We start from the raw sequence: 20,626 nt of genomic DNA on the forward strand, positions 1-20,626 counted from the left end.
TATTAATTTTTTTCTAAAAGTTCAATTTCAAAAATGATATTGGCGTTTGGCGGTATAACTCCTCCTGCACCAGCAGGACCATATCCCAAACGAGACGGAATAAAAATTACAGCCTTGTCTCCAAAAGATAATTGTTCTATTCCTTCAATGAAACCTGGAATCATGCCATCTTTTCTTCCTGCTTGAAAAGGAATAGGTTGATACCCATTTTGAGCTGCTCTGTTTTCATCGTATTTTCCAAAAGCTTTTGAAACACTCTCTATACTTGCATCAAAAAGCTCTCCATCTTCAAGAAATCCAGCATAATGTATAAAAACAGGAGTGCCATTAGATGGTTTTTTACCTCCGCTTTTTTTAGTAATTACATATTGTAAACCGGAAGGGGTTGTTGTAGCTTTTGCTTTCAATGCAGCAAAACTTGCTACTTTTTGCTCTCTTACCACTTTGTATTTTTCATTATAAACGCGCTTGTTTTCAGCTTCAATAGCGGCTTTTTTCTTTTGATTTTCAGACTCTACTGTAAAATAGTCGGTAAAAACTTTTACGGCATTAAATTTCTTAGCTGCTTCACCATTTCTAATGATCGTTACAGATTTTATGTAATCATCTTGTTGAATTTTATTGACAACTTCCATGCCTTTTTCTACCACATGACCAAAAATGGTATGCTTCCCGTCTAACCAAGGGGTTGCAAGATGTGTGATAAAGAATTGGCTGCTATTGGTCATAGGTCCATTATTGGCCATAGCTAGAACTCCACCTTTATCAAATCGTAAGTCATTGAATTCATCCTTAAATTTATATCCTGTATCTCCTGATCCAGTTCCTAGTGGGTCGCCAGTTTGTATCATAAAATCAGCAATGACTCTATGAAATTTTAAACCATCAAAAAAAGGCTTCTTTTTTAAATTTTCATTCGTTACAAACTCATTTTTTCCTTCGGCAAGTGCCACATAGTTTGCAACGGTTATTGGCGCTTTGTCAAAATCCAGTTGTACAATAATCTCCCCTTTGTTAGTTTCAATTTGAGCATACAATCCATCAGGTAAATTGGAATGATCATTTTTACAGGAATACAATGAGGCTATCGCTAGGAGCGCAATTACGATTTTTTTTTTCATTTCTAAATTAATTGTTTATGGAGTTATAGTATCTTTTTCTTTTGTTACAGGGGTAGGGGCTTTTTTTGCAATAACGTCAGTTGTAGGTCCAACAGTTTGTAGAACTTCTTTTTTATACGCCACTTCGGATTTAAAATCTCGTAATGTAACGGTACATATAATCGGTTGGTTTGTATCTATTTTTTTATCGTCACCATGATAGCCGTAAGCCATATTTGAAGGGAATAAAAAATTTACTTTCTCATTACGATGCATCAATTTGATACCATCACGTAATCCCATCATTATATTTTGTTTATCAACATAATACACTTGTGGTTTTAGTTCTTCTTGAGAGTAAATCAAGGTGCCTTTTAAATCCTTAATTTCATAGTCAAACAAAGCAACGTCTCCTTTTTTAGGAGTTAGGGTGTCAATTGTATTTCTTGCTTCATACGAGTACCAGTAACCTTTTTTTGATGCCAAGTATACTGAACTTGGATTGTTTTTGATAACGTTTTGTATCTGACTTTCCTCTGTTGCAACCAATTTTTTATTGCGCAGAATCGATTTTTTCATAAAACTCCCAGACGATTGGGAGATAGGTCTTCTAGCATCCTGATGCTGTTTGCACCCCGAAAGCACAAGGAATAAAAAGAATACAACTACAAGTAGGTTGCTGTTTTTCATGGGTTTAGATGCTTATTTTTGTTAGTAAATCTTCAAATTTCTTTTGGGTTTCTTCCATCGTAAGTTCTGATTTTCCTCCAGCTGCATTGCGATGTCCACCGCCGTTAAAGTGTTCTCTTGCAAATTGATTAACATCAAAATCACCTTGTGAACGAAACGAAATTTTAATAATTTTTTCTTCTTTATTTTCTATAAAGATAGCTGCAAAATGTATTCCTTGTATGCTTAGACCATAATTTACAATTCCCTCAGTGTCTCCTTTTACATAATTAAAGGAGTTCAGCTCTTCTTGAGTAAGTGTTGTATAAGCAGTCTTAAATTCTGGATAGATAATCATGTTCTGAAGCGCTCTACCTAATATTTGGAGTCTTCCATAAGAACTATTGTCAAATAGTAAACTCGGGATTTCTGTGTTTTGAACGCCTAAATCAATTAGTTCTGCAACAATTCTATGTGTTGTTCCAGTGGTTTTAGGAAATTTAAATGAACCTGAATCAGTAAGTATTCCCGTATAAATACAAGTGCCTATTGTGAAATCGATGTCATCTTTTTTGCCTAATGCGGTAATAAAATTATAAAGCATTTCACAAGTAGATCCAAATGCGGTGTCAGAGTAGGTAACAGCAGCGTAGTCATCTGGATTTTGATGATGATCAATCATGATAAATGGAGATTGAAGCTGTGCTAACACATTTTCCATTTCTCCAGTTCTGTGCAAAGCATTAAAATCTAATGTAAAAATTAGTTCAGCTTCTTGTAATAGTGCTGTGCAGTTTTCTCTATCCTTCTCGTAAATTTTAATTTTGTCAGCTCCCGGCATCCAAGCTAGAAAATCAGGGAACTCATTAGGAGAAATTACAGTAGGGTAGTGGTGGTTTTTTAGTAAAAAATGATAAAGTCCTAATGTAGAACCCATCGCATCACCATCTGGACCTCGGTGCGGGATTATTGCAATTTTTTTAGGCGTTGATAACAACTCTTGTACGGCTTGAATGTCTTGTATTTTCATAGAATGCGAAATTACATTTTTTTAATCTAATGTTGAAATCATTTCTACAAATTACCAAATTTTACACCTCTTAATAACCGTATTTTTTTCAAGCAAAACGCATATAACGTATATTTTAGTCCTATTCTTAATTGAGATGTGTAAATCCCCGTAGAACCTGAACAAAAATAGGCCATACTACAAGCAATACATAATAATAAACCAGCCTCAATCCCAAAAAGTTCTATCCCCATTAAGGTACAAGCTATAGGTGTATGCGTAGCACCAGATAATAAGGCAACAAATCCCATTCCAGCAAGCAAGCTTATGGGTAAGGGTATAAAAAGGGATAACGCGCTACCTAATGTGGCACCTACAAAAAATAACGGAGTAACTTCTCCGCCCTTAAAACCACTTCCTAATGTGATTCCTGTTATAATTATTTTTAATAAAAAATCTTTTGGCAAACTAGGTGTTGTAAAGGATTCTGCAATTACGGGTAGTCCTAGTCCTGTATAGCGTGTCATATCAAAACAATAAAAAAGGATAACAAGAAACGAGCCTCCCACAAGTGGTCTCCAAGGAGCAAATGGAAAAGTAACGCTAAACAATCGATTCCAGTAATGGGCACTTTTTGAATAAAGCATTGCGGTCAAGCCAAAAAGAAGTCCGGCAACTAAAACCCATAAAACTGTTTTAAATGTGATATTTGGGATTTCAAAAATATAGTAAGTGCCATGTTCTATTTCCCAAAGGTCTACCGTGTAATCCGCTATAAGGGCTACTAAAAATAAAGATAAGATGCTTTTTAAAGTTATTCTTTTAAAACAAACAATTTCTAATGCAAAAAATGCGCCTGCTAGAGGTGTCCCAAAAACCGATGCAAATCCCGCACTAATTCCTAGAAGTATTAATATTTGAGATTCCTTTTTTGAGATTTTTTTTACTTTATTGAATTGGTAAGCAATGGCACCTCCAATTTGAACTGCGGTACCTTCTCTACCTGCAGATCCTCCCAAAAGATGAGTTATTAATGTGCCCAAAAAAACCAAAAACCCCATTCTTAAAGGAACTCTTGTTTCAGGATTTTCATAAGCAATCAATAGTAGGTTGTTTCCCTTGTTGCTTTCGTTGCCTAGGTAGTGGTAAAATAGTCCTATTAACAGTCCGCCTACAGGAAGCAACCAAAACAACATTTTGTGCACCGTAAATACTCGTGTAACCCAATCAAGACTCAACAAAAGCAAGGCAGAGGCAGATCCTGTGAATATCCCAATAAGGATACAAATGAGGAACCACAATATTAGGGATGCTATTTTTTGTTGATATTTAGAAAAATCCATTCATTTAAAAGTTACAGCCTACAAAAGTATCATTTAAAGCTATATTTTTATTTTTTGTTACCAATATGTTTTATTTTTAATTAGATGCTTTTCAAATCATTGAAAAGACTAACATAAACAGCATCTAGTAATTCATTTTAACTGCAGCTTTGCCTTCGTGTCTAAAAATAGATATTTAAGAGCGAACCAAAAAATGATCATTTGTCAAATTTTATTCAATAGTTAAAAGTTCCACCCTGTTTATATACTATTTCAACTCATTTGTAGTTATAAATGAAAGTTAAAAAATGGCTTGATTTTTGAAAGTGAATGTTAGGTTTTATATTTTTAAAACTTGTTAGAACCTATAAAATGAATGTACCGCAAATTATGAAAAGGATTTTATTCACAATGATACTACTTGGTTCATTTTACAGTGGTTTTGCTCAAACTGAATTCAATTCAAAGTTCAAAGCAATTCCTCCTAAAAATAATGCTCCAAAGATAAATAAAACAATTCCACCTAAAATTGATATTCCTCCCATTAGCTCACCCAAGCCCATCAATAAACAACCTGTAACAAACCCAAATCTTACAAGTATTCCCGAAACGAAGCCGGTAAAACCTATTTCGATGATACCATCTAGTGAGTTTATCAATCCAGGTGATGTTTACAGAGATAAATTGAACAAGAAAGAAGATAATTCAGAAGGAGTTGTATACCGAAGAAACCAAAATTTGGGAAATTACACTACGGGATCTGTTTCTGCAAAAGTTATGTATCGGGATGCTGCTTATGTAGATGGTGATTTAATACGAGTAATGTTAAATGATAAAGTAATTCAAAACCAAGTTTATTTAGACAGTAATTTTAAAGGCTTTGAAATTGTTTTAGAAAAAGGGTTCAATAAAATTGACTTTGTAGCTTTAAATCAAGGAAGCTCCGGGCCAAACACAGCAGAATTTAAGGTTTATGACGATAAAGGAGCATTGATATCAGCAAGTCAATGGAATTTAGGGACTGGTTTTAAAGCTACAATAATCCTCATTAAAGAATAAAAGTATCACAAGACACAAAAAAACCTCAATCGATTGATTGAGGTTTTTTTATAAGTAAGTAATCTAAATTGAGTTTATAAAACGTTTATTTTACTTTATTAAGTACTGCTTTGAAAGCTTCTGGGTGGTTCATAGCTAAATCTGCAAGAACTTTACGGTTCAATTCGATTCCGTTAGCTTTAACTTTACCCATGAATTGTGAATAAGACATTCCTTCTAATCTAGCTCCAGCGTTGATACGTTGAATCCATAAAGAACGGAAATTTCTTTTGTTCACTTTTCTATCACGGTAAGCGTAGCACATTGCTTTCTCTACCGCATTCTTAGCAACTGTCCAAACGTTTTTACGTCTACCAAAGAAACCTTTGGCTTGCTTCATTATTTTTTTTCTTCTTGCTCTTTTAGCAACTGAATTTACCGATCTTGGCATAATTTTTATTGTTTTTTTGTAGCAGGCGTCCTGAATTGAATCAAAGGAACTTAAAAGCCATACTCCAAGGTTATTTTAAATTGTTTTAACCTAAAGAAATCTTTAGTCAAATGTCAAAAGTCGAATGTCGAAAGTGTGAACTTTTGACTTTAAGACTTTCTAACTTTGGACTTATTAGATAATTCTTAATTGTTGTTTGATGCTTTTCATATCTGTTTTGTGAACTAACGCTGAGTGAGTCAAAGCTAATTTACGTTTTTTAGATTTTTTAGTCAAGATGTGACTTTTAAAAGCATGCTTTCTTTTAATCTTTCCAGAACCAGTAACTTTGAAACGTTTCTTGGCGCTAGATTTGGTTTTCATTTTAGGCATTTTTTCCTAGTGTTTTAATTTATTCTTACTTACTTATTTTATTTAGTCGTAAAGTTTTTAAAGTCTTAAAGTCGAAAGCTGAATACTTTTAACTTTAAGACTTTTGACTTTCAGACTTATTTTTTCTTCTTGGGAGCAATAAACATGATCATTCTTTTTCCTTCGAGAACAGGCATAGCCTCTACTTTTCCAAATTCTTCAAGATCTGTTGCTAATCTCAATAATAAAATTTGACCTTGATCTTTATAAATGATAGAACGCCCTTTAAAGAATACAAAAGCTTTCAGCTTTGCGCCTTCTTTCAAGAATTTTTCAGCGTTTTTTCTTTTAAATTCATAATCATGCTCATCTGTTTGAGGACCAAAACGAATTTCTTTCACAACAACTTGTGTAGATTTCGCTTTTAAAACCTTATCACGTTTCTTTTGTTCGTAAACAAATTTCTTGTAATCCATGATTTTACAAACCGGTGGTTCAGCGTTTGGAGAAATTTCAACTAAATCCAATTCAAACTGATCTGCTAACCTTAGGGCTTCTGCAAGTTTAAAAACACCTGGTTCGATGTTTTCACCTACAAGCCTTACTTCTTGTACACCACGAATAAGGTTGTTTATTCTGTGGGCATCTTTTTTTTCTACGCGAGGTTGGTAACCTCTGTTGCTTCTTATTGCTATGACTTTATAATTTAAGTTAAACTGTAAATACTTTCAATGTTTTGCTAATTTCTTCGTTTACAATAGCTACAAATTCTTCTATTGTAACTGTGATATTACCTTTTCCTTCTTGGCCGTGACGGCGTATAGAAATGGTCCCGTTTTTCTCTTCTTCCTCACCTACAATCAACATAAACGGCGTTTTTTGCATTTCGGCATCTCTAATTTTCTTACCGATGGTCTCGTTTCTATTATCAATGAGGGCGCGAATTTCGTGATTTTCTAGCAAATCTAAAACTTTTTTCGCATATATTTCATATTTCTCGCTCAAAGACAATATTATAGCTTGTTCTGGCATTAGCCAAAGCGGGAAATTTCCTGCTGTGTGTTCTAGTAATATTGCTATAAAACGTTCCATAGAGCCAAAAGGTGCTCTGTGAATCATTACCGGACGGTGTAATTCATTATCTGATCCTTTGTATGTCAGATCAAATCGTTCTGGTAGGTTGTAGTCTACTTGAATGGTTCCTAATTGCCATTGTCTTCCAAGGGCATCCTTAACCATGAAATCTAACTTTGGACCATAAAAAGCAGCCTCACCGTATTCTACTACAGTATTTAAACCTTTGTCTGCAGCAGCATTGATGATTGCGTTTTCTGCTTTTTCCCAATTTTCATCAATACCAATGTATTTATCTCTGTTTTCCTTATCTCTTAACGAAATTTGGGCTGTAAAGTTTTCAAATCCTAATGAACCAAATACATAAAGTACTAAGTCAATTACTTTTTTGAACTCTTCGTCTAATTGTTCTGGAGTACAAAAAATGTGAGCATCATCTTGTGTAAATCCTCGCACGCGAGTTAAACCGTGTAATTCTCCACTTTGTTCGTAACGATAAACCGTTCCAAATTCAGCATAACGTTTTGGCAAGTCTTTGTAAGACCATGGACGTACATTGTATATTTCGCAGTGATGAGGACAGTTCATCGGTTTTAATAAAAACTCTTCTCCTTCTGCAGGTGTATTAATTGGTTGAAAGCTGTCTGCTCCGTATTTTGCATAATGTCCTGAAGTTACATAGAGTTCTTTTTGACCAATATGTGGAGTCACAACTTGCTCGTAACCTGCTTTTTTCTGGGCTTTTTTCAAAAACTGCTCCAATCGATCTCTCAAAGCCGCGCCTTTAGGTAGCCACAATGGCAATCCAGCACCCACTTTCTGTGAAAAGGCAAATAACTCAAGTTCTTTTCCTAGTTTTCTATGATCACGACGCTTTGCTTCTTCTAGTAATTCTAGATATTCAGTTAATTCTTTTTGTTTTGGGAACGATGTTCCGTAAACTCGGGTTAACTGTTTGTTTTTCTCGTCACCACGCCAGTAGGCACCAGCAACACTCATTACTTTCATTGCTTTGATGATACCAGTATTTGGTATGTGACCACCACGACACAAATCAGTAAAGGTATCGTGATCACAAAACGTAATCGTTCCGTCTTCAAGATTAGTAATCAGTTCGGTTTTGTAAACGTTGTCTTTGTATAATTCTAAAGCATCTGCCTTTGAAACGGGACGCAATTTAAATTCGTGTTTTCCTCTTGAAATTTCAAGAACACGGTCTTCAATTTTTTTGAAATCAGCATCTGTGATTTTATGATCCTCAAAATCTACATCGTAATAAAATCCATTTGCAATTGCGGGTCCAAGTGTAAGCTTAATTCCTGGGTACATTTCCTCAAGAACCTGAGCCATAACGTGTGAAGTAGAATGCCAGAATGCTTTTTTACCATCGGCATCATTCCAAGTAAATAATGTAAGGCTACCATCCGTGGTTAGTGGGGTTGTTGTTTCAAATGTAGTACCATTAAAAGAGGCTGAAATTACATTTCTAGCAAATCCTTCACTGATGCTTTTTGCAACATCCATTGGAGTTACTCCTGGAGCAAACTCTCTAACTGACCCATCGGGTAAAGTAATCTTAATCATTGTTTGTTATTTTAAGAATGCAAATATAGTCCATTACAAAAATACAAACAATAGTTGTGTATGTATTGTTTTATAAATAATTGTTTTGTTGAAGTTGAAGCAAGTGAAATTTGCTTGGATTATTTCTAATTTATTTTAAAGGTGATAATCTTAGATTATAATTTGATTTTTTTTACAAGTCAATTTTTTTTAATTCGCTGTAATTTTTGCTTAATCTGGATAAGAAAGTGCCATAAACTAACTTATAAAAGCACCAAATAAAGCCCATTAAAAATAATCCAAAAACCAGTACCACCATAATATTTGAGGTGTCTAAAACATCCGCATTTGTATTAGCATCTTTCATACCTTCATTGAAACCTTGCAAGCCAACGTAAGTACCTGTTAGTCCACCAAAAATGATATTCCAAAAAATGTAGTACGTAACTACTTTTCTTGTTTTTAATATCTTTTTAATTAAATCTTTTGCCGAATTTAAGGTTGAAATGGATTTGTAATTTTTGTAGAACAGGATTATAAAACCAAAAATCACAACGTAATTAATGAGTTCAAGGGTTTTTATTATGGGGTGAGCAATTACAAAAGCATCATATTCTTTGCTACTGATAAAAATAGATATGCCATTTAAAATTAAAAATTCTAAAATGCTAACAATTAGTATCCACTTCACTAATGAAGATGATTTTTTGTGAATCATCACATAAATGTCGTTTGTAGAGACTTGTTCAAAAGTATTTCCTTCTTTTTGCCAGTCTTTTTTGAGTAAATCCAGTTCTTTCATGCTTCTAATGGATTTAATATTTTTTTTAATTTCCCTTTTATTCTATTCATTTTTACTCTTGCGTTTACTTCGCTAATTCCCAATGTTTCGGATATTTCTTGGTAGTCTTTGTCTTCAAGATACATGAAGATTAATGCTTTTTCAATATCATTCAATTGATAAACCGCTTTGTACATTAATTTTAATTGTTCTTCCTCTTCATAGTCATATTCTACATCATTAAGAAAATGTTGCCTGCCTTCAAACTCCACAGTACTTATGGAACGTTTTGTTTTACGATATAGGGTGATGGCTGTATTTAAGGCTACGCGATAAGCCCAAGTAGAAAATTTACTGTCTCCTCGGAACTTAGGGAAAGCTTTCCATAACTGAATCGTAATTTCTTGGAACAAATCTTTATGCGCATCTTCACCATTAGTATACAACCTACAAATCTTGTGGATTATATTCTGGTTTTCTTGCAAAAGTTGCACAAAAGTCTGTTCTAGTTTTTCACTCATAATTACGTTAGTGGAGAGTTAATGTTTTTTGTTACACAAAATATGTTTTTTGTTGTCAAATTTTATTCGAGCAATATTGATAAATAATATTCAAGTTTCTATTATTTGTTTTTCTCTGTACATTTGTCACATGTTACTATCTGTTATTATTCTTAATTACAATGTTCGGTACTTTCTAGAGCTTTGTTTAATCAGTGTTCAAAAAGCAATTGAAGGTGTTGACGCAGAGATAATTGTGATTGATAATAATTCTGTCGATGATAGTTGTGCAATGGTGTTGCAACGATTTCCATCGGTGAAGTTAATTCAAAACAAATTGAATGTAGGTTTTCCAAAAGGGAATAATATAGGTGTCGATCATGCTTCAGGAGAGTATGTTTGTATTCTAAATCCAGACACGGTTGTGGCTGAAGATACTTTTTTAAAAATTCTAGAATTTGCTAGTCAAAAAGATCATTTAGGGATTGTAGGTTGTAAGCTAATTGATGGTTCTGGTGGTTTTCTTCCAGAGAGTAAACGAGGTGTTCCAACTCCGTTTGTAGCTTTTACAAAGATTGCGGGTCTGTATAAACTTTTCCCTAAATCTAAAATCTTAGGCAAGTACTATGCAAACCATTTGCAGGAAGAGCAAACTGGGAAAGTTGATGTTTTAGTGGGTGCTTTTATGCTTTTAAAACGAAAGTTGTATTTAGAATTAGGAGGATTTGACGAAGTTTGTTTCATGTATTCAGATGATATTGATTTGTCATACATGTCGCTAAAAGCGGGATATAATAATTATTACTTTGGTGCAACTACTGTTATTCATTATAAAGGAGAAAGTACTCATAAAGATGGCTTGTATATGAGGCGATTTTCAGAGGCGATGTATTTTTTTTACAACAAACATTTTAGTAATGCAAAATCTATTTTTAGGATAAAAGAGTGGTTGCTTGCTGTTTTTATGAAAATAGGCGTCTCTGTTTTTACCGCATACAAGACTTTACAAGGTAATTCCTTATTTCAGAAAACAAAAGAAACAATTTCTCCTAAATATATTTTGTTTTCCAATGATCAAAGTTTGCTTCAAAAAATGGAACGCTCGTTACAAAAAAAAGTAAAATTTCATGATTTAAAAACAGAAAAAATGCTACTTTCGTCAATAGTGAAAGAGGAAACTAATGTTGAAATCATCCTTGATAATGAATTTATATCTTTTAAGGATTGTATCGCGATTCAGGAATCTTCAAAGAAAGAGGGATTTAACCAACGAATAACTTTTAAAATTAAGCCAAAAGCTACCGATTTTTTAATAGGAAGTAATAATAGTACATCACGTGGCGAAGTGGTTAAAATGACGTAAAAAATTATATTTAATGTAATTTATATTTGAAATATTTAGTAATTTCGCAAACTGAAAATCAATATCACCTTTTAGGTTAATAATATGGCAAGATATGAATTAAAACTTCCAAAAATGGGAGAAAGCGTTGCAGAAGCAACTATTACCAACTGGTTAAAAGAAGTTGGAGACAAGATTGAAGCTGATGAAGCGGTACTAGAGATTGCTACTGATAAAGTAGATAGTGAGGTGCCAAGTGAGGTTTCGGGAGTTCTTGTAGAACAACTTTTTGGTAAAGATGATTTGGTACAAGTAGGTCAAACCATCGCAATCATTGAAACAGAAGGTCCTGATGGTGTAAGTACTGAAGCGGCAGTTGCTATACCTGTGGCAGCTACTTCAATTGAAAAAGAAGTTGAGACTGTAAAAAATACCATTGCTGCGCCAGTAGATTTTTCTAATTCAGAAAAATTCTTGTCGCCGCTTGTTAAGAATATTGCAAAAGAAGAAGGTGTTTCTCTTGCAGAACTTGAATCTATTGCTGGTACAGGGAAAGAGGGTAGAGTTACTAAAAATGACATTCTAGATTATGTAAAAAATAGAGGCAACCAGCCAGTAGTTGCTTCACCTGCTCCAGTTGTAGAGAAAGTTATTCTTGCTGCTGCGGTGCCTGTAGCTCAAAAAGCGGTACCAGTTTCTGTAAACGGTGGTGATGAAGTTATTGAAATGGATCGTATGCGAAAGTTAATTTCGGGTTATATGGTAGCTTCAGTTCAAACATCAGCGCATGTACAATCTTTTATAGAGGTTGATGTTACGAATATTGTAAAATGGAGAGAGAAAAATAAAAACGTATTTGAAAAGCGTGAAGGTGAAAAGCTTACTTATACTCCTATATTTATGGAGGCTGTAGCCAAAGCTTTAAAAGATTTTCCAGGTATGAATATTTCTGTTGATGGCGATTACATCATCAAGAAAAAGAATATAAACTTAGGAATGGCTGCTGCCTTACCAAATGGTAACTTGATTGTTCCGGTTATTAAAAATGCTGACCAGTTGAATTTAGTAGGAATGGCAAAAGCGGTAAACGATTTAGGGAACCGTGCAAAAATGGGTAAATTAAAACCAGATGATACTCAAGGAGGAACCTATACTGTTACTAATGTTGGGACTTTTGGAAGTGTTTTTGGTACGCCAATTATAAACCAGCCACAAGTAGGTATTCTTGCCCTTGGAGCTATTCGTAAAGTACCGGCTGTTATTGAAACCCCGGAAGGAGACTTTATAGGTATTCGTCAAAAAATGTTTTTATCACACAGCTATGATCATAGAGTAGTTGATGGTGCATTGGGAGGTAGTTTTGTGAAACGTGTAGCTGAATATTTAGAGGCTTTTGATGCTGATAGAGCTGTTTAAATTACTTAAATCATAATTGAAACCCCTGATTGATATAAAAGTCTATCAGGGGTTTTATTTTTTATTCTGCTTTTATTAGTCTTTGTTTAGCTTTGGAATTAACTCCAAATTTTTATATTTGCCACATTCAAAAACAAAAAATGGAACTAAAACTCAATAAGCCAATTTGCTTTTTCGATCTTGAAACCACAGGTATTGATATTGGAAAAGACCGAATTGTAGAAATTTCAATATTCAAAGTTTTTCCAAACGGAAATAAGGAAAGTAAAACGTGGCTCGTAAATCCTACTATTCCTATTCCGGCACAAACTACAGCGGTTCACGGAATTACTGATGAAAAAGTAGCTAATGAACCAACTTTTAAAGAGCTGGCAACGCAGGTGTATAATATGATAAAAGACAGCGATTTGGCTGGATTTAATTCGGATCGTTTTGATATTCCTTTATTAGCCGAAGAATTACTTCGTGCAGGATTAGATTTTGACATGAAAAATAGAGTTTCAGTTGATGTGCAAACTGTTTTTCATAAAATGGAAGAGCGCACACTTAGTGCTGCATTAAAATTTTATTGCGGTAAAGCTCTAGAAAATGCGCATTCAGCAGAAGCTGATACCATGGCTACTTACGAGATTTTGAAAGCGCAATTAGATCGTTATCCAGAATTGGAAAATGACATGAAATCGTTGTCTGAATTTACAACTCGCAAGAAAATTGCCGATTTTGCAGGAATGATAGCATTTGACAAGGATAATGAAGAGATTTTTACCTTTGGAAAACATAAAGGTGTCAAAGTAGAAAAGGTGTTAGAAACAGAACCAGGCTATTTTAGTTGGATTCAAAATGCTGATTTCCCTTTGTATACAAAGAAGGTTTTAACGGCGATTAAACTTCGAAAACTGAACAATAAATTAAGCTAATTTTTGAATCTTTCAATCATTAAATTTTTTAATTAAGAAATGAAAATAATCTGTATCGGTAGAAATTATACCAATCATATCGCAGAGTTGCATAATGAAAAGCCATCGGAGCCTGTTGTTTTTTTAAAACCAGATTCGGCTATTTTATTAAAACAACATCCTTTTGTTATTCCTGAATTTTCAAATGATGTGCATCATGAAATCGAGTTGATTGTTAAAATTAGTAAGGTTGGTAAATACATTGAACCTAAGTTTGCTCATAAATACTATGATGAAATAAGTGTTGGGATTGATTTTACAGCACGTGATTTACAAGAGAAATTAAAGTCGAAAGGATTGCCATGGGAAAAAGCAAAGGCGTTTGATGGTTCAGCTGTTTTAGGAGATTTTTTACCTAAAAGTAAATTTTCTTCATTAGAAAATATTACATTTGAACTTCTTAAAAATGGAAAATCAGTTCAAAATGGAGATTCAAGCTTGATGCTTTGGAAAATTGATGAATTGGTGTCTTACGTTTCACAATTTTTTACGCTTAAAATTGGCGATGTAATTTTTACAGGAACTCCAGAAGGAGTAGCAGCTGTAAATCAAGATGACGTTTTAGAGGGGTTTTTAGAAGGACAACAACTATTTAGAATACAAGTAAAATAATGGCTATACATTACAACCTATCAAAAGTGTACGCACTTTCAGATAATGACCCAGAATTTGTCAATGAGATATTGACTTTGTTTGTTACAGAGGTTCCTGAGGATTTACTACAAATTAAAGAAGGAATAAAGAAGAAAGACCACAAGCATGCTTACGCGTATGCACACAAGATAAAGCCAACTCTGGATTTAATGGGAATGAATGTTGCTTTTGAAGAAATTTTACAAATTGAAGCCTGGACAAAAGCTGAAGGGAAAAAGAAAGATATAAAAGAGACTTTTAAAAGTGTTAAAAACCAAGTCAATGATGCGGTGAAAGAAATCAAAAAAGATTTTGATGTGTAAATATTATAAAAAAAGTGACCTTTTCGGGTCACTTTTTTTATAAACAATATCTGTAAAGTTGTATTTTTATTTTGGAACAATAAGATGATAAATTGGTATTAGTTCTTAAAATCCAAGACGATAATTAAATAATTAAAATTTACTAATGAAAGCAACCATAGTTACAATAGGTGACGAAATATTAATTGGTCAAATTACAGATACTAATTCGGGATTTATAGCTAAGGCTCTAGATAGAATTGGAATCGAAACAATAGAAATGTTATCTATAAGTGATGATAAAAACCATATTTTACAAACCTTGTCAAGATTGCAAAACACTGTTGATTTTGTCTTGCTTACGGGAGGGTTAGGGCCTACAAAAGATGACATTACAAAGAAAACGTTTTGTGATTACTTTGAAGATGAATTAATAGTCAATCAAGATGTTGAAAAGCATGTTGTAGCGCTTATTGAGCGGGTTATGAATAGGTCAGCTTCACAAGTAAACAAAGATCAAGCTCTAGTTCCATCAAAATGTATTGTGTTGCATAATCAAGTAGGTACGGCACCTGGGATGTGGATTAAAAAAGAAAACACAGTTTACATTTCACTTCCAGGAGTTCCTTATGAAATGAAATATTTGGTGGAACATGAAATAATTCCAAAGATTGTACAAGAATACAAACGTCCTTACATTATCCACAAAACCATTTTGACTTATGGTCAAGGTGAAAGTGTAGTGGCTGAGCGTATTGAAGCATGGGAAAATGGATTGCCTGCTTTTATAAAATTAGCCTACTTGCCAGCGCCAGGAAGAGTGCGTTTACGATTGACGGCACGCGGGACTGATAAAGAAATTCTAGAAGCTGCTATTCAGGAAAATGTAAATTCAGTAACTGAGATTATCAAGGATATTATTGTGGGTTTTGATGATGATGAAACGCTGGAAGTTGTCCTGGGATCACTATTTACAAAGCATAATAAAACAATTGCAACAGCCGAAAGTTGCACTGGTGGTAAAATTGCACAGGTATTAACTGCTGCTGCTGGAGCGTCAAAATATTTTAAAGGTGGCGTGGTTACTTATGATACACAAGCTAAAATAGATGTACTTGGAGTCTCTAAGCAGGACATCGAAGCTCATTCGGTGGTGAGTAAAGAAGTAGTCTCTGCTATGGCAGCAAGTGTAAAAGCTATAATGAAAACAGATTATGCAATTGCTACAACTGGAAACGCTGGGCCTCTAAAAGGAGATTCGAATGCCGAAATTGGAACTGTTTTTATAGCAATTGCTACGCCAAGTGAAATAATTGTTGAGGAATTTAATTTTGGCCAACCCCGTGAAAAAGTGATAGATAGGGCTGTAATAAAAAGTTTAGAGCTAGTGTATAAAGAAATTTTGAAAATTGTGTAAAATTATTGTTGGTTAATAGGTTTATTTTTCTTTTCTTTGCACCCTGATTTTGATTAACGATAAAAGATAAGTATAATGTCAAGAGTTTGTGACCTTACAGGTAAAAGAGCGATGGTAGGAAATAACGTTTCTCACGCTATGAACAAAACTAAGAGAAAATTTTCTGTGAACTTAGTTAAAAAGCGTTTTTATCTTCCAGAAGAAGATAGATGGATTACTCTAAGAGTAGCTGCATCTACGATAAAAACAATTAATAAAAATGGAATTGCTGCTGTTTTGAAAAAAGCTCAGTCAGAAGGATTTATTAAATAATCCGTTCCACAATAAATATATAGCAAGATGGCAAAGAAAGGTAATAGAATCCAAGTAATTTTAGAATGTACAGAACACAAAACAACTGGTGTTGCAGGTACTTCGAGATACATCACTACTAAGAACAAAAAAAATACTCCGGATAGATTAGAGATTAAAAAATTTAATCCAATCTTGAAGCGTGTAACTGTTCACAAAGAAATTAAGTAATAATTACAAATTTTAAAAGGTTAAAATGTTTACGTTTCAAACCTAATTAAAATTTAAATAACATTTGAATCATGGCAAAGAAAACCGTAGCATCGTTACAAACATCTTCTAAGAGATTATCAAAAGCCATCAAAATGGTAAAATCTCCTAAAACAGGTGCGTATACATTCGTAGAATCTATTATGACTCCTGAAGCTGTTGATGAGTTCTTGAAAAAGAAATAATTAACAGAGATAATTTATAGAAAAGCTACTTTCATTCGGAAGTAGCTTTTTTATTTTCTATATTTACCCCGAAAAAAAACCAAGTGTTTTTTAAGACTTATAGTTCATTTTATACCCTACTTACAATGAGTTTTTTTAAAAAAATATTTTCATCAGAGAAAAAAGAGATACTAGACAAAGGTTTAGAAAAGTCAAAAACAAATTTCTTTTCAAAGCTTACGAAGGCTGTCGCAGGAAAGTCTAAAGTTGATGATGAAGTTCTGGATAATCTAGAAGAAATTCTTGTTGCCTCTGATGTGGGAGTAAGTACTACGTTGAAAATCATTAGTAGAATTGAAAAGCGAGTAGCATCAGATAAGTATTTAGGTATCTCAGAGTTGAACCAAATTTTGAGAGAAGAAATTGCTGGCTTACTTTCTGAAACTAATACCGGTGAGTCATCTGAGTTTGTTATTCCAGCAGACAAAAAACCATACGTAATTATGGTGGTAGGTGTAAATGGAGTAGGGAAAACTACGACTATTGGTAAATTAGCATATCAATTCAAAAAGCAAGGATATAATGTAGTTTTGGGTGCTGCAGATACGTTTCGTGCCGCTGCGATAGATCAATTGCAAATTTGGGCTGATCGTGTAGGAGTTCCTATTGTGAGGCAAGAAATGGGAAGTGATCCGGCTTCGGTGGCTTTTGATACTTTGCAATCGGCGGTGGCTCAAAAAGCAGATATTGTAATTATTGATACAGCAGGACGTTTACACAATAAAATCAATTTGATGAATGAATTGTCTAAGGTGAAGCGTGTGATGCAAAAAGTGGTTGCCGATTCGCCACATGATGTTCTATTAGTTCTTGATGGATCTACTGGACAAAATGCTTTTGAACAAGCAAAACAATTTACAGCAGCTACCGAGGTGAGTTGTTTAGCTGTTACTAAACTTGATGGAACTGCAAAAGGCGGAGTTGTTATCGGAATTTCTGATCAGTTTCAAATTCCAGTAAAATATATAGGAGTAGGTGAAGGTATTGAGGATCTTCAAGTTTTTAACAAATTGGAGTTTGTAGATAGTTTTTTCAAATAATAGCTAGTTTGTTATGAATTTTTCTTTCTTGAAAAATATTTCTCCCATGTATCTTTATTTAGTTAGTATTATTTCTTTTGTTTTAGCAAATGTTACCAGAGAAATAAATGTGACATTATATTATGCATTACTTTTATTGGGTTTAGTGTTTTTTGTATTGGGTCTTTTAAGGAGGATGCAATCTAAATAATTAGAATAAAGCACTGATTTTTTGCCATAAAACTGCATCAAAGTCGGATAGTCCAAAAGTCGGATTGTCAGGATTTACAACTTCGCCCATACGTATCACAACCATTTTTTTACTAGGCACGATATATATTTTTTGATCGTTTTTGCCTAGTGCGCTATACATGTCTGCAGGAGCTGAAGGGATAAGACTTCCTGGAAATGTGAGCGATACTTGTGGTAATTTGTATGAAGTTTTCCCGTTTAGCCACCACATGTAGCCATAAGAAAGATTTGTGTTTTGTGATGTGTTTGCAGCTTGATTCATAAAAGTTTCACTGACAATTCTTGTTTCGTCCCATTTTCCTTTGTTCAATGCTAGGAGTCCAAATCGGGCCATGTTTCTTGTTGTACTCCAGTAAACGCTGAGTCCATCAGAATTAATCCAGCTGCCACCAGTCATTCCTATTCGGTCTCTAAGTTTTATATTGAAATAATTGCTCCACGTTTGTCCGCTTGTTCTAGCAATTACATCTTGAAGTTTTACATAAACGTTGTGGTATGCCCATCTAGAGCCTGCATCAGCAACATATTGTAAATTTGCGGGTGATACATCAGATCCTAAGGTTTCGTTTAATCCGGAGTCCATACAAAGTAAGTTTTTGCAGGTGATAAGGTTTTCTTTGGCTAATGGTGCGCTTGTCCATCCTGTTCCTAAATAATCTGAAACTTTATTATTGATGTTAATTAAGCCTTCATCTTGAGCGATTCCAGTTACTGTTGTTGTGAGTGTTTTACCAGCACTAGCCCAATACCATAAGGAATTTGCGGTATGACCATTAAAATAGTTTTCTAAAACTATTTTTCCGTCTACTAAAATTATAAATGATTTGGTGTTTTTAAGTTCTAAATAATCTAGTAAAGGTTGCACTGCAGCTGTTTTCCATCCTAAGCTTGCTACTGTTTTTGTTTCCCAAGTTGTGCTGTTCATGGGTGGAAAGTAAATTTTATCCTGAGTTGTGACTGGAGTAGTGGCTTCTCTAGGTTCTGAACTGCAACTCATTAGTAGGAGAACAAATGCAATAAAAGTTGTTGTCTTTGTCATTTTGGGGTGGTTTTTACTAATAGGATGTTAAAGATAGTAATTAGTTTAATGGAAGGATAACTATTTTTTTTGTTTGCATTTTTTAAGAGTAACTTTGTAAAGAGATTAGTGCTTTATAATTTGTTACGCTACTAGCCCTGATTGCAGTGAAATCCTTTTTTACCGCTTTTTTTGCGGGAAAAAAGATTGCAACGAAAAGCAGGAAATAGCTCCAAAAAAAAATATTTTATGAAAAAAACGGTTTGTATTATTGTAGCTTTTTTAGCATTAGTTTCTTGTTCGCAAAAAGTTGTGCCGGCTGATTTAGCTAAAATAAACGGGTATTGGGAGGTGGAGAATGTAGTTTTTGACTCCATTGATGATAAGGAATACCGCATGAATGAGGTTTATGATTATTTCAAAATTGTGAATAATAAGGGGATTCGTAAAAAAGTGATGCCGCAGCTTAATGGTACTTTTTTGGTTAATGATGTGTTTGAAAAAGTATCGGTACGTTATACAGCAGACGGTGTTTTCTTGGATTACACAACGGCTTACATGAAATGGAGTGAGGAAATTATTACACTTACTGATACAGAGTTAGTATTGTTGAATAAAGACAATACGGAATACCACTATAAAAGAGCGACAGAAATAAACTTGATTGGTGATGGCAAAACGACTAAATAACCAAAGTACAATAGGGGATGTTTTGAAACAAATAATCCAAGTGAATAAGTTGCAACCTGGCATGGATCAAATTGATGTGAAAGATGCTTGGAAAAATCTTATGGGGAATGGTGTAAATAGCTACACGAATAATGTAGTTTTGAAAGGAAGTACGTTATATGTAGAGTTGACTTCATCTGTATTACGAGAGGAATTAAGTCACGGAAAGTCTAAAATTGTTAAAATGATCAATGAGGAATTAAGACGCGATGTGGTGAAAGATGTAGTTTTGAGATAGACTTTTTTAAGCTAATAATTAAATTTTTGTTCTGATGCGTATACAATCTAAATTTAAATTTTTAGTAATTTTTTTAGTTTTTAATATTACAATATTACCACCTTTGGTTATTTATCTTTCGGCTACATCTCCGGTAGCGGATATGGTTTTACCTGTTTTATTTTTATTATTTGTTTTCTTTTTTTGGTTGACAGTTTTAAGAACTAGAGCTTTTAAAGTGGAAATTGATGGTAATACTGTAATTATAAAACGTTATTTTGGATTAGGGAAATCCATAGGCTATGATTTAAAAACATTAGATGGTTTTATAACCATAGTAGAATCAGCAAAGGGAGGTGTTTACGAATCTATTTTTATTCTTAAAGATGGAAAAAGAGTAGGTAGTATTTCTAGTTTTTATCACAGTAATTTTGAGCAATTAAAGTTGATTTTGAAAGAAAAACTAATTGATCTTGGAGAAAGAAATCCTAATTTTAAGGTAGAAAGCTCTGAACTATTTAGATAAATATGGAATAAAAAAAATCCCGTTTCATAATTGAAACGGGATTTTCTGTTTTTATATGTCACTGTTAACTGTGACATATAAAAACAGAATACTAGAATTGCTCTCTTCCAGCAAAATGCAGCTATTGAAGGTGCTTTCCATTTTGCTGGAAGAGAG

The 20,626-nt window shown here is 33.7% G+C and carries 25 protein-coding genes; 14 read left to right on the forward strand and 11 right to left on the reverse strand.

The window, feature by feature from the left end:
• Nucleotides 1-2: 2 nt before the first annotated feature.
• From AC061E_RS15560 to AC061E_RS15575, 4 genes are read right to left on the reverse strand one after another with little or no spacing between them, the layout of a single operon-like run.
• Complete coding sequence (locus AC061E_RS15560; RefSeq protein ID WP_478287073.1) at nucleotides 3-1,121, reverse strand: peptidylprolyl isomerase; 1,119 nt, start codon at nucleotides 1,119-1,121, stop codon at nucleotides 3-5.
• Nucleotides 1,122-1,136: 15 nt separating this feature from the next.
• A complete protein-coding gene (gene gldI / locus AC061E_RS15565) occupies nucleotides 1,137-1,790 on the reverse strand; it encodes a gliding motility-associated peptidyl-prolyl isomerase GldI (protein WP_478287074.1) in 654 nt (217 codons plus the stop codon).
• Nucleotides 1,791-1,794: 4 nt separating this feature from the next.
• The gene (locus tag AC061E_RS15570; protein WP_478287075.1) at nucleotides 1,795-2,799 is read right to left on the reverse strand and encodes a DHH family phosphoesterase; all 1,005 of its coding nucleotides are present in this window, start codon (nucleotides 2,797-2,799) and stop codon (nucleotides 1,795-1,797) included.
• 44 nt (nucleotides 2,800-2,843) lie between these two features.
• Nucleotides 2,844-4,121 carry a chloride channel protein gene (locus tag AC061E_RS15575; RefSeq protein WP_478287076.1) on the reverse strand — a complete coding sequence of 426 codons (1,278 nt, stop codon included), beginning with the start codon at nucleotides 4,119-4,121 and terminating at the stop codon, nucleotides 2,844-2,846.
• Between the two features lie 369 nt (nucleotides 4,122-4,490).
• Between AC061E_RS15575 and AC061E_RS15580 the strand changes: the two genes are divergently transcribed.
• Complete coding sequence (locus tag AC061E_RS15580) at nucleotides 4,491-5,159, forward strand: hypothetical protein (protein ID WP_478287077.1); 669 nt, start codon at nucleotides 4,491-4,493, stop codon at nucleotides 5,157-5,159.
• Nucleotides 5,160-5,244: 85 nt separating this feature from the next.
• Here AC061E_RS15580 and rplT read toward each other — a convergent pair whose 3' ends face one another.
• The 6 genes from rplT to AC061E_RS15610 form a co-directional block, all read right to left on the reverse strand.
• Nucleotides 5,245-5,589 carry a 50S ribosomal protein L20 gene (gene rplT, locus AC061E_RS15585; protein WP_086453231.1) on the reverse strand — a complete coding sequence of 115 codons (345 nt, stop codon included), beginning with the start codon at nucleotides 5,587-5,589 and terminating at the stop codon, nucleotides 5,245-5,247.
• 174 nt (nucleotides 5,590-5,763) lie between these two features.
• A complete protein-coding gene (rpmI, locus tag AC061E_RS15590) occupies nucleotides 5,764-5,961 on the reverse strand; it encodes a 50S ribosomal protein L35 (RefSeq protein ID WP_022827375.1) in 198 nt (65 codons plus the stop codon).
• Between the two features lie 116 nt (nucleotides 5,962-6,077).
• Nucleotides 6,078-6,635 carry a translation initiation factor IF-3 gene (gene infC / locus AC061E_RS15595; RefSeq protein WP_370514380.1) on the reverse strand — a complete coding sequence of 186 codons (558 nt, stop codon included), beginning with the start codon at nucleotides 6,633-6,635 and terminating at the stop codon, nucleotides 6,078-6,080.
• Nucleotides 6,636-6,651: 16 nt separating this feature from the next.
• Nucleotides 6,652-8,598, reverse strand: coding sequence for a threonine--tRNA ligase (gene thrS, locus AC061E_RS15600; protein ID WP_478287078.1), 1,947 nt, complete (start codon nucleotides 8,596-8,598; stop codon nucleotides 6,652-6,654).
• A gap of 172 nt (nucleotides 8,599-8,770) precedes the next feature.
• Nucleotides 8,771-9,379, reverse strand: a complete 609-nt coding sequence (locus AC061E_RS15605) for a DUF8845 family protein (protein WP_478287079.1) — start codon at nucleotides 9,377-9,379, stop codon at nucleotides 8,771-8,773.
• Nucleotides 9,376-9,879, reverse strand: a complete 504-nt coding sequence (locus AC061E_RS15610) for an RNA polymerase sigma factor (protein ID WP_144892825.1) — start codon at nucleotides 9,877-9,879, stop codon at nucleotides 9,376-9,378. Before AC061E_RS15610 ends, AC061E_RS15605 begins: the two co-directional genes overlap by 4 nt.
• A gap of 130 nt (nucleotides 9,880-10,009) precedes the next feature.
• Between AC061E_RS15610 and AC061E_RS15615 the strand changes: the two genes are divergently transcribed.
• The 10 genes from AC061E_RS15615 to ftsY all read left to right on the forward strand — a co-directional run bounded on the left by AC061E_RS15615 (nucleotide 10,010) and on the right by ftsY (nucleotide 17,749).
• A complete protein-coding gene (locus AC061E_RS15615; RefSeq protein ID WP_478287080.1) occupies nucleotides 10,010-11,221 on the forward strand; it encodes a glycosyltransferase family 2 protein in 1,212 nt (403 codons plus the stop codon).
• A gap of 84 nt (nucleotides 11,222-11,305) precedes the next feature.
• Nucleotides 11,306-12,616 carry a dihydrolipoamide acetyltransferase family protein gene (locus AC061E_RS15620; RefSeq protein ID WP_478287081.1) on the forward strand — a complete coding sequence of 437 codons (1,311 nt, stop codon included), beginning with the start codon at nucleotides 11,306-11,308 and terminating at the stop codon, nucleotides 12,614-12,616.
• A gap of 140 nt (nucleotides 12,617-12,756) precedes the next feature.
• The gene (locus tag AC061E_RS15625; RefSeq protein WP_478287082.1) at nucleotides 12,757-13,533 is read left to right on the forward strand and encodes an exonuclease domain-containing protein; all 777 of its coding nucleotides are present in this window, start codon (nucleotides 12,757-12,759) and stop codon (nucleotides 13,531-13,533) included.
• A 39-nt stretch (nucleotides 13,534-13,572) separates the two neighbouring features.
• Nucleotides 13,573-14,184 carry a fumarylacetoacetate hydrolase family protein gene (locus tag AC061E_RS15630; protein ID WP_478287083.1) on the forward strand — a complete coding sequence of 204 codons (612 nt, stop codon included), beginning with the start codon at nucleotides 13,573-13,575 and terminating at the stop codon, nucleotides 14,182-14,184.
• Nucleotides 14,184-14,528, forward strand: a complete 345-nt coding sequence (locus tag AC061E_RS15635) for an Hpt domain-containing protein (protein ID WP_144892818.1) — start codon at nucleotides 14,184-14,186, stop codon at nucleotides 14,526-14,528. The genes AC061E_RS15630 and AC061E_RS15635 overlap by 1 nt, the downstream gene beginning before the upstream one ends.
• A 145-nt stretch (nucleotides 14,529-14,673) precedes the next feature.
• Entirely contained in the window at nucleotides 14,674-15,924 is a 1,251-nt protein-coding gene (locus AC061E_RS15640) for a CinA family nicotinamide mononucleotide deamidase-related protein (protein WP_478287084.1), read from the forward strand.
• A gap of 75 nt (nucleotides 15,925-15,999) precedes the next feature.
• Nucleotides 16,000-16,236: a 50S ribosomal protein L28 gene (gene rpmB, locus AC061E_RS15645; protein WP_024980263.1), complete on the forward strand. Its 237-nt coding sequence runs from the start codon at nucleotides 16,000-16,002 to the stop codon at nucleotides 16,234-16,236.
• Nucleotides 16,237-16,263: 27 nt separating this feature from the next.
• Nucleotides 16,264-16,446, forward strand: a complete 183-nt coding sequence (rpmG, locus tag AC061E_RS15650; protein ID WP_007805817.1) for a 50S ribosomal protein L33 — start codon at nucleotides 16,264-16,266, stop codon at nucleotides 16,444-16,446.
• A gap of 71 nt (nucleotides 16,447-16,517) precedes the next feature.
• Nucleotides 16,518-16,670, forward strand: coding sequence for a DUF4295 domain-containing protein (locus AC061E_RS15655; RefSeq protein ID WP_082014152.1), 153 nt, complete (start codon nucleotides 16,518-16,520; stop codon nucleotides 16,668-16,670).
• 125 nt (nucleotides 16,671-16,795) lie between these two features.
• Nucleotides 16,796-17,749 carry a signal recognition particle-docking protein FtsY gene (gene ftsY, locus AC061E_RS15660; protein ID WP_478287085.1) on the forward strand — a complete coding sequence of 318 codons (954 nt, stop codon included), beginning with the start codon at nucleotides 16,796-16,798 and terminating at the stop codon, nucleotides 17,747-17,749.
• Between the two features lie 190 nt (nucleotides 17,750-17,939).
• Here ftsY and AC061E_RS15665 read toward each other — a convergent pair whose 3' ends face one another.
• Nucleotides 17,940-19,019 carry a serine hydrolase domain-containing protein gene (locus AC061E_RS15665; RefSeq protein WP_478287086.1) on the reverse strand — a complete coding sequence of 360 codons (1,080 nt, stop codon included), beginning with the start codon at nucleotides 19,017-19,019 and terminating at the stop codon, nucleotides 17,940-17,942.
• 228 nt (nucleotides 19,020-19,247) lie between these two features.
• Between AC061E_RS15665 and AC061E_RS15670 the strand changes: the two genes are divergently transcribed.
• From AC061E_RS15670 to AC061E_RS15680, 3 genes are read left to right on the forward strand one after another with little or no spacing between them, the layout of a single operon-like run.
• On the forward strand, nucleotides 19,248-19,688 hold the full coding sequence (locus tag AC061E_RS15670; RefSeq protein ID WP_478287087.1) for a lipocalin family protein: 441 nt from the start codon (nucleotides 19,248-19,250) through the stop codon (nucleotides 19,686-19,688).
• Nucleotides 19,669-19,965, forward strand: a complete 297-nt coding sequence (locus AC061E_RS15675; RefSeq protein ID WP_158728109.1) for a DciA family protein — start codon at nucleotides 19,669-19,671, stop codon at nucleotides 19,963-19,965. Before AC061E_RS15670 ends, AC061E_RS15675 begins: the two co-directional genes overlap by 20 nt.
• A 34-nt stretch (nucleotides 19,966-19,999) precedes the next feature.
• Nucleotides 20,000-20,470 carry a hypothetical protein gene (locus tag AC061E_RS15680; RefSeq protein WP_478287088.1) on the forward strand — a complete coding sequence of 157 codons (471 nt, stop codon included), beginning with the start codon at nucleotides 20,000-20,002 and terminating at the stop codon, nucleotides 20,468-20,470.
• The last annotated feature ends 156 nt before the right edge of the window (nucleotides 20,471-20,626 follow it).

It is taken from the genome of Flavobacterium sp. GNP011 (assembly GCF_056428925.1).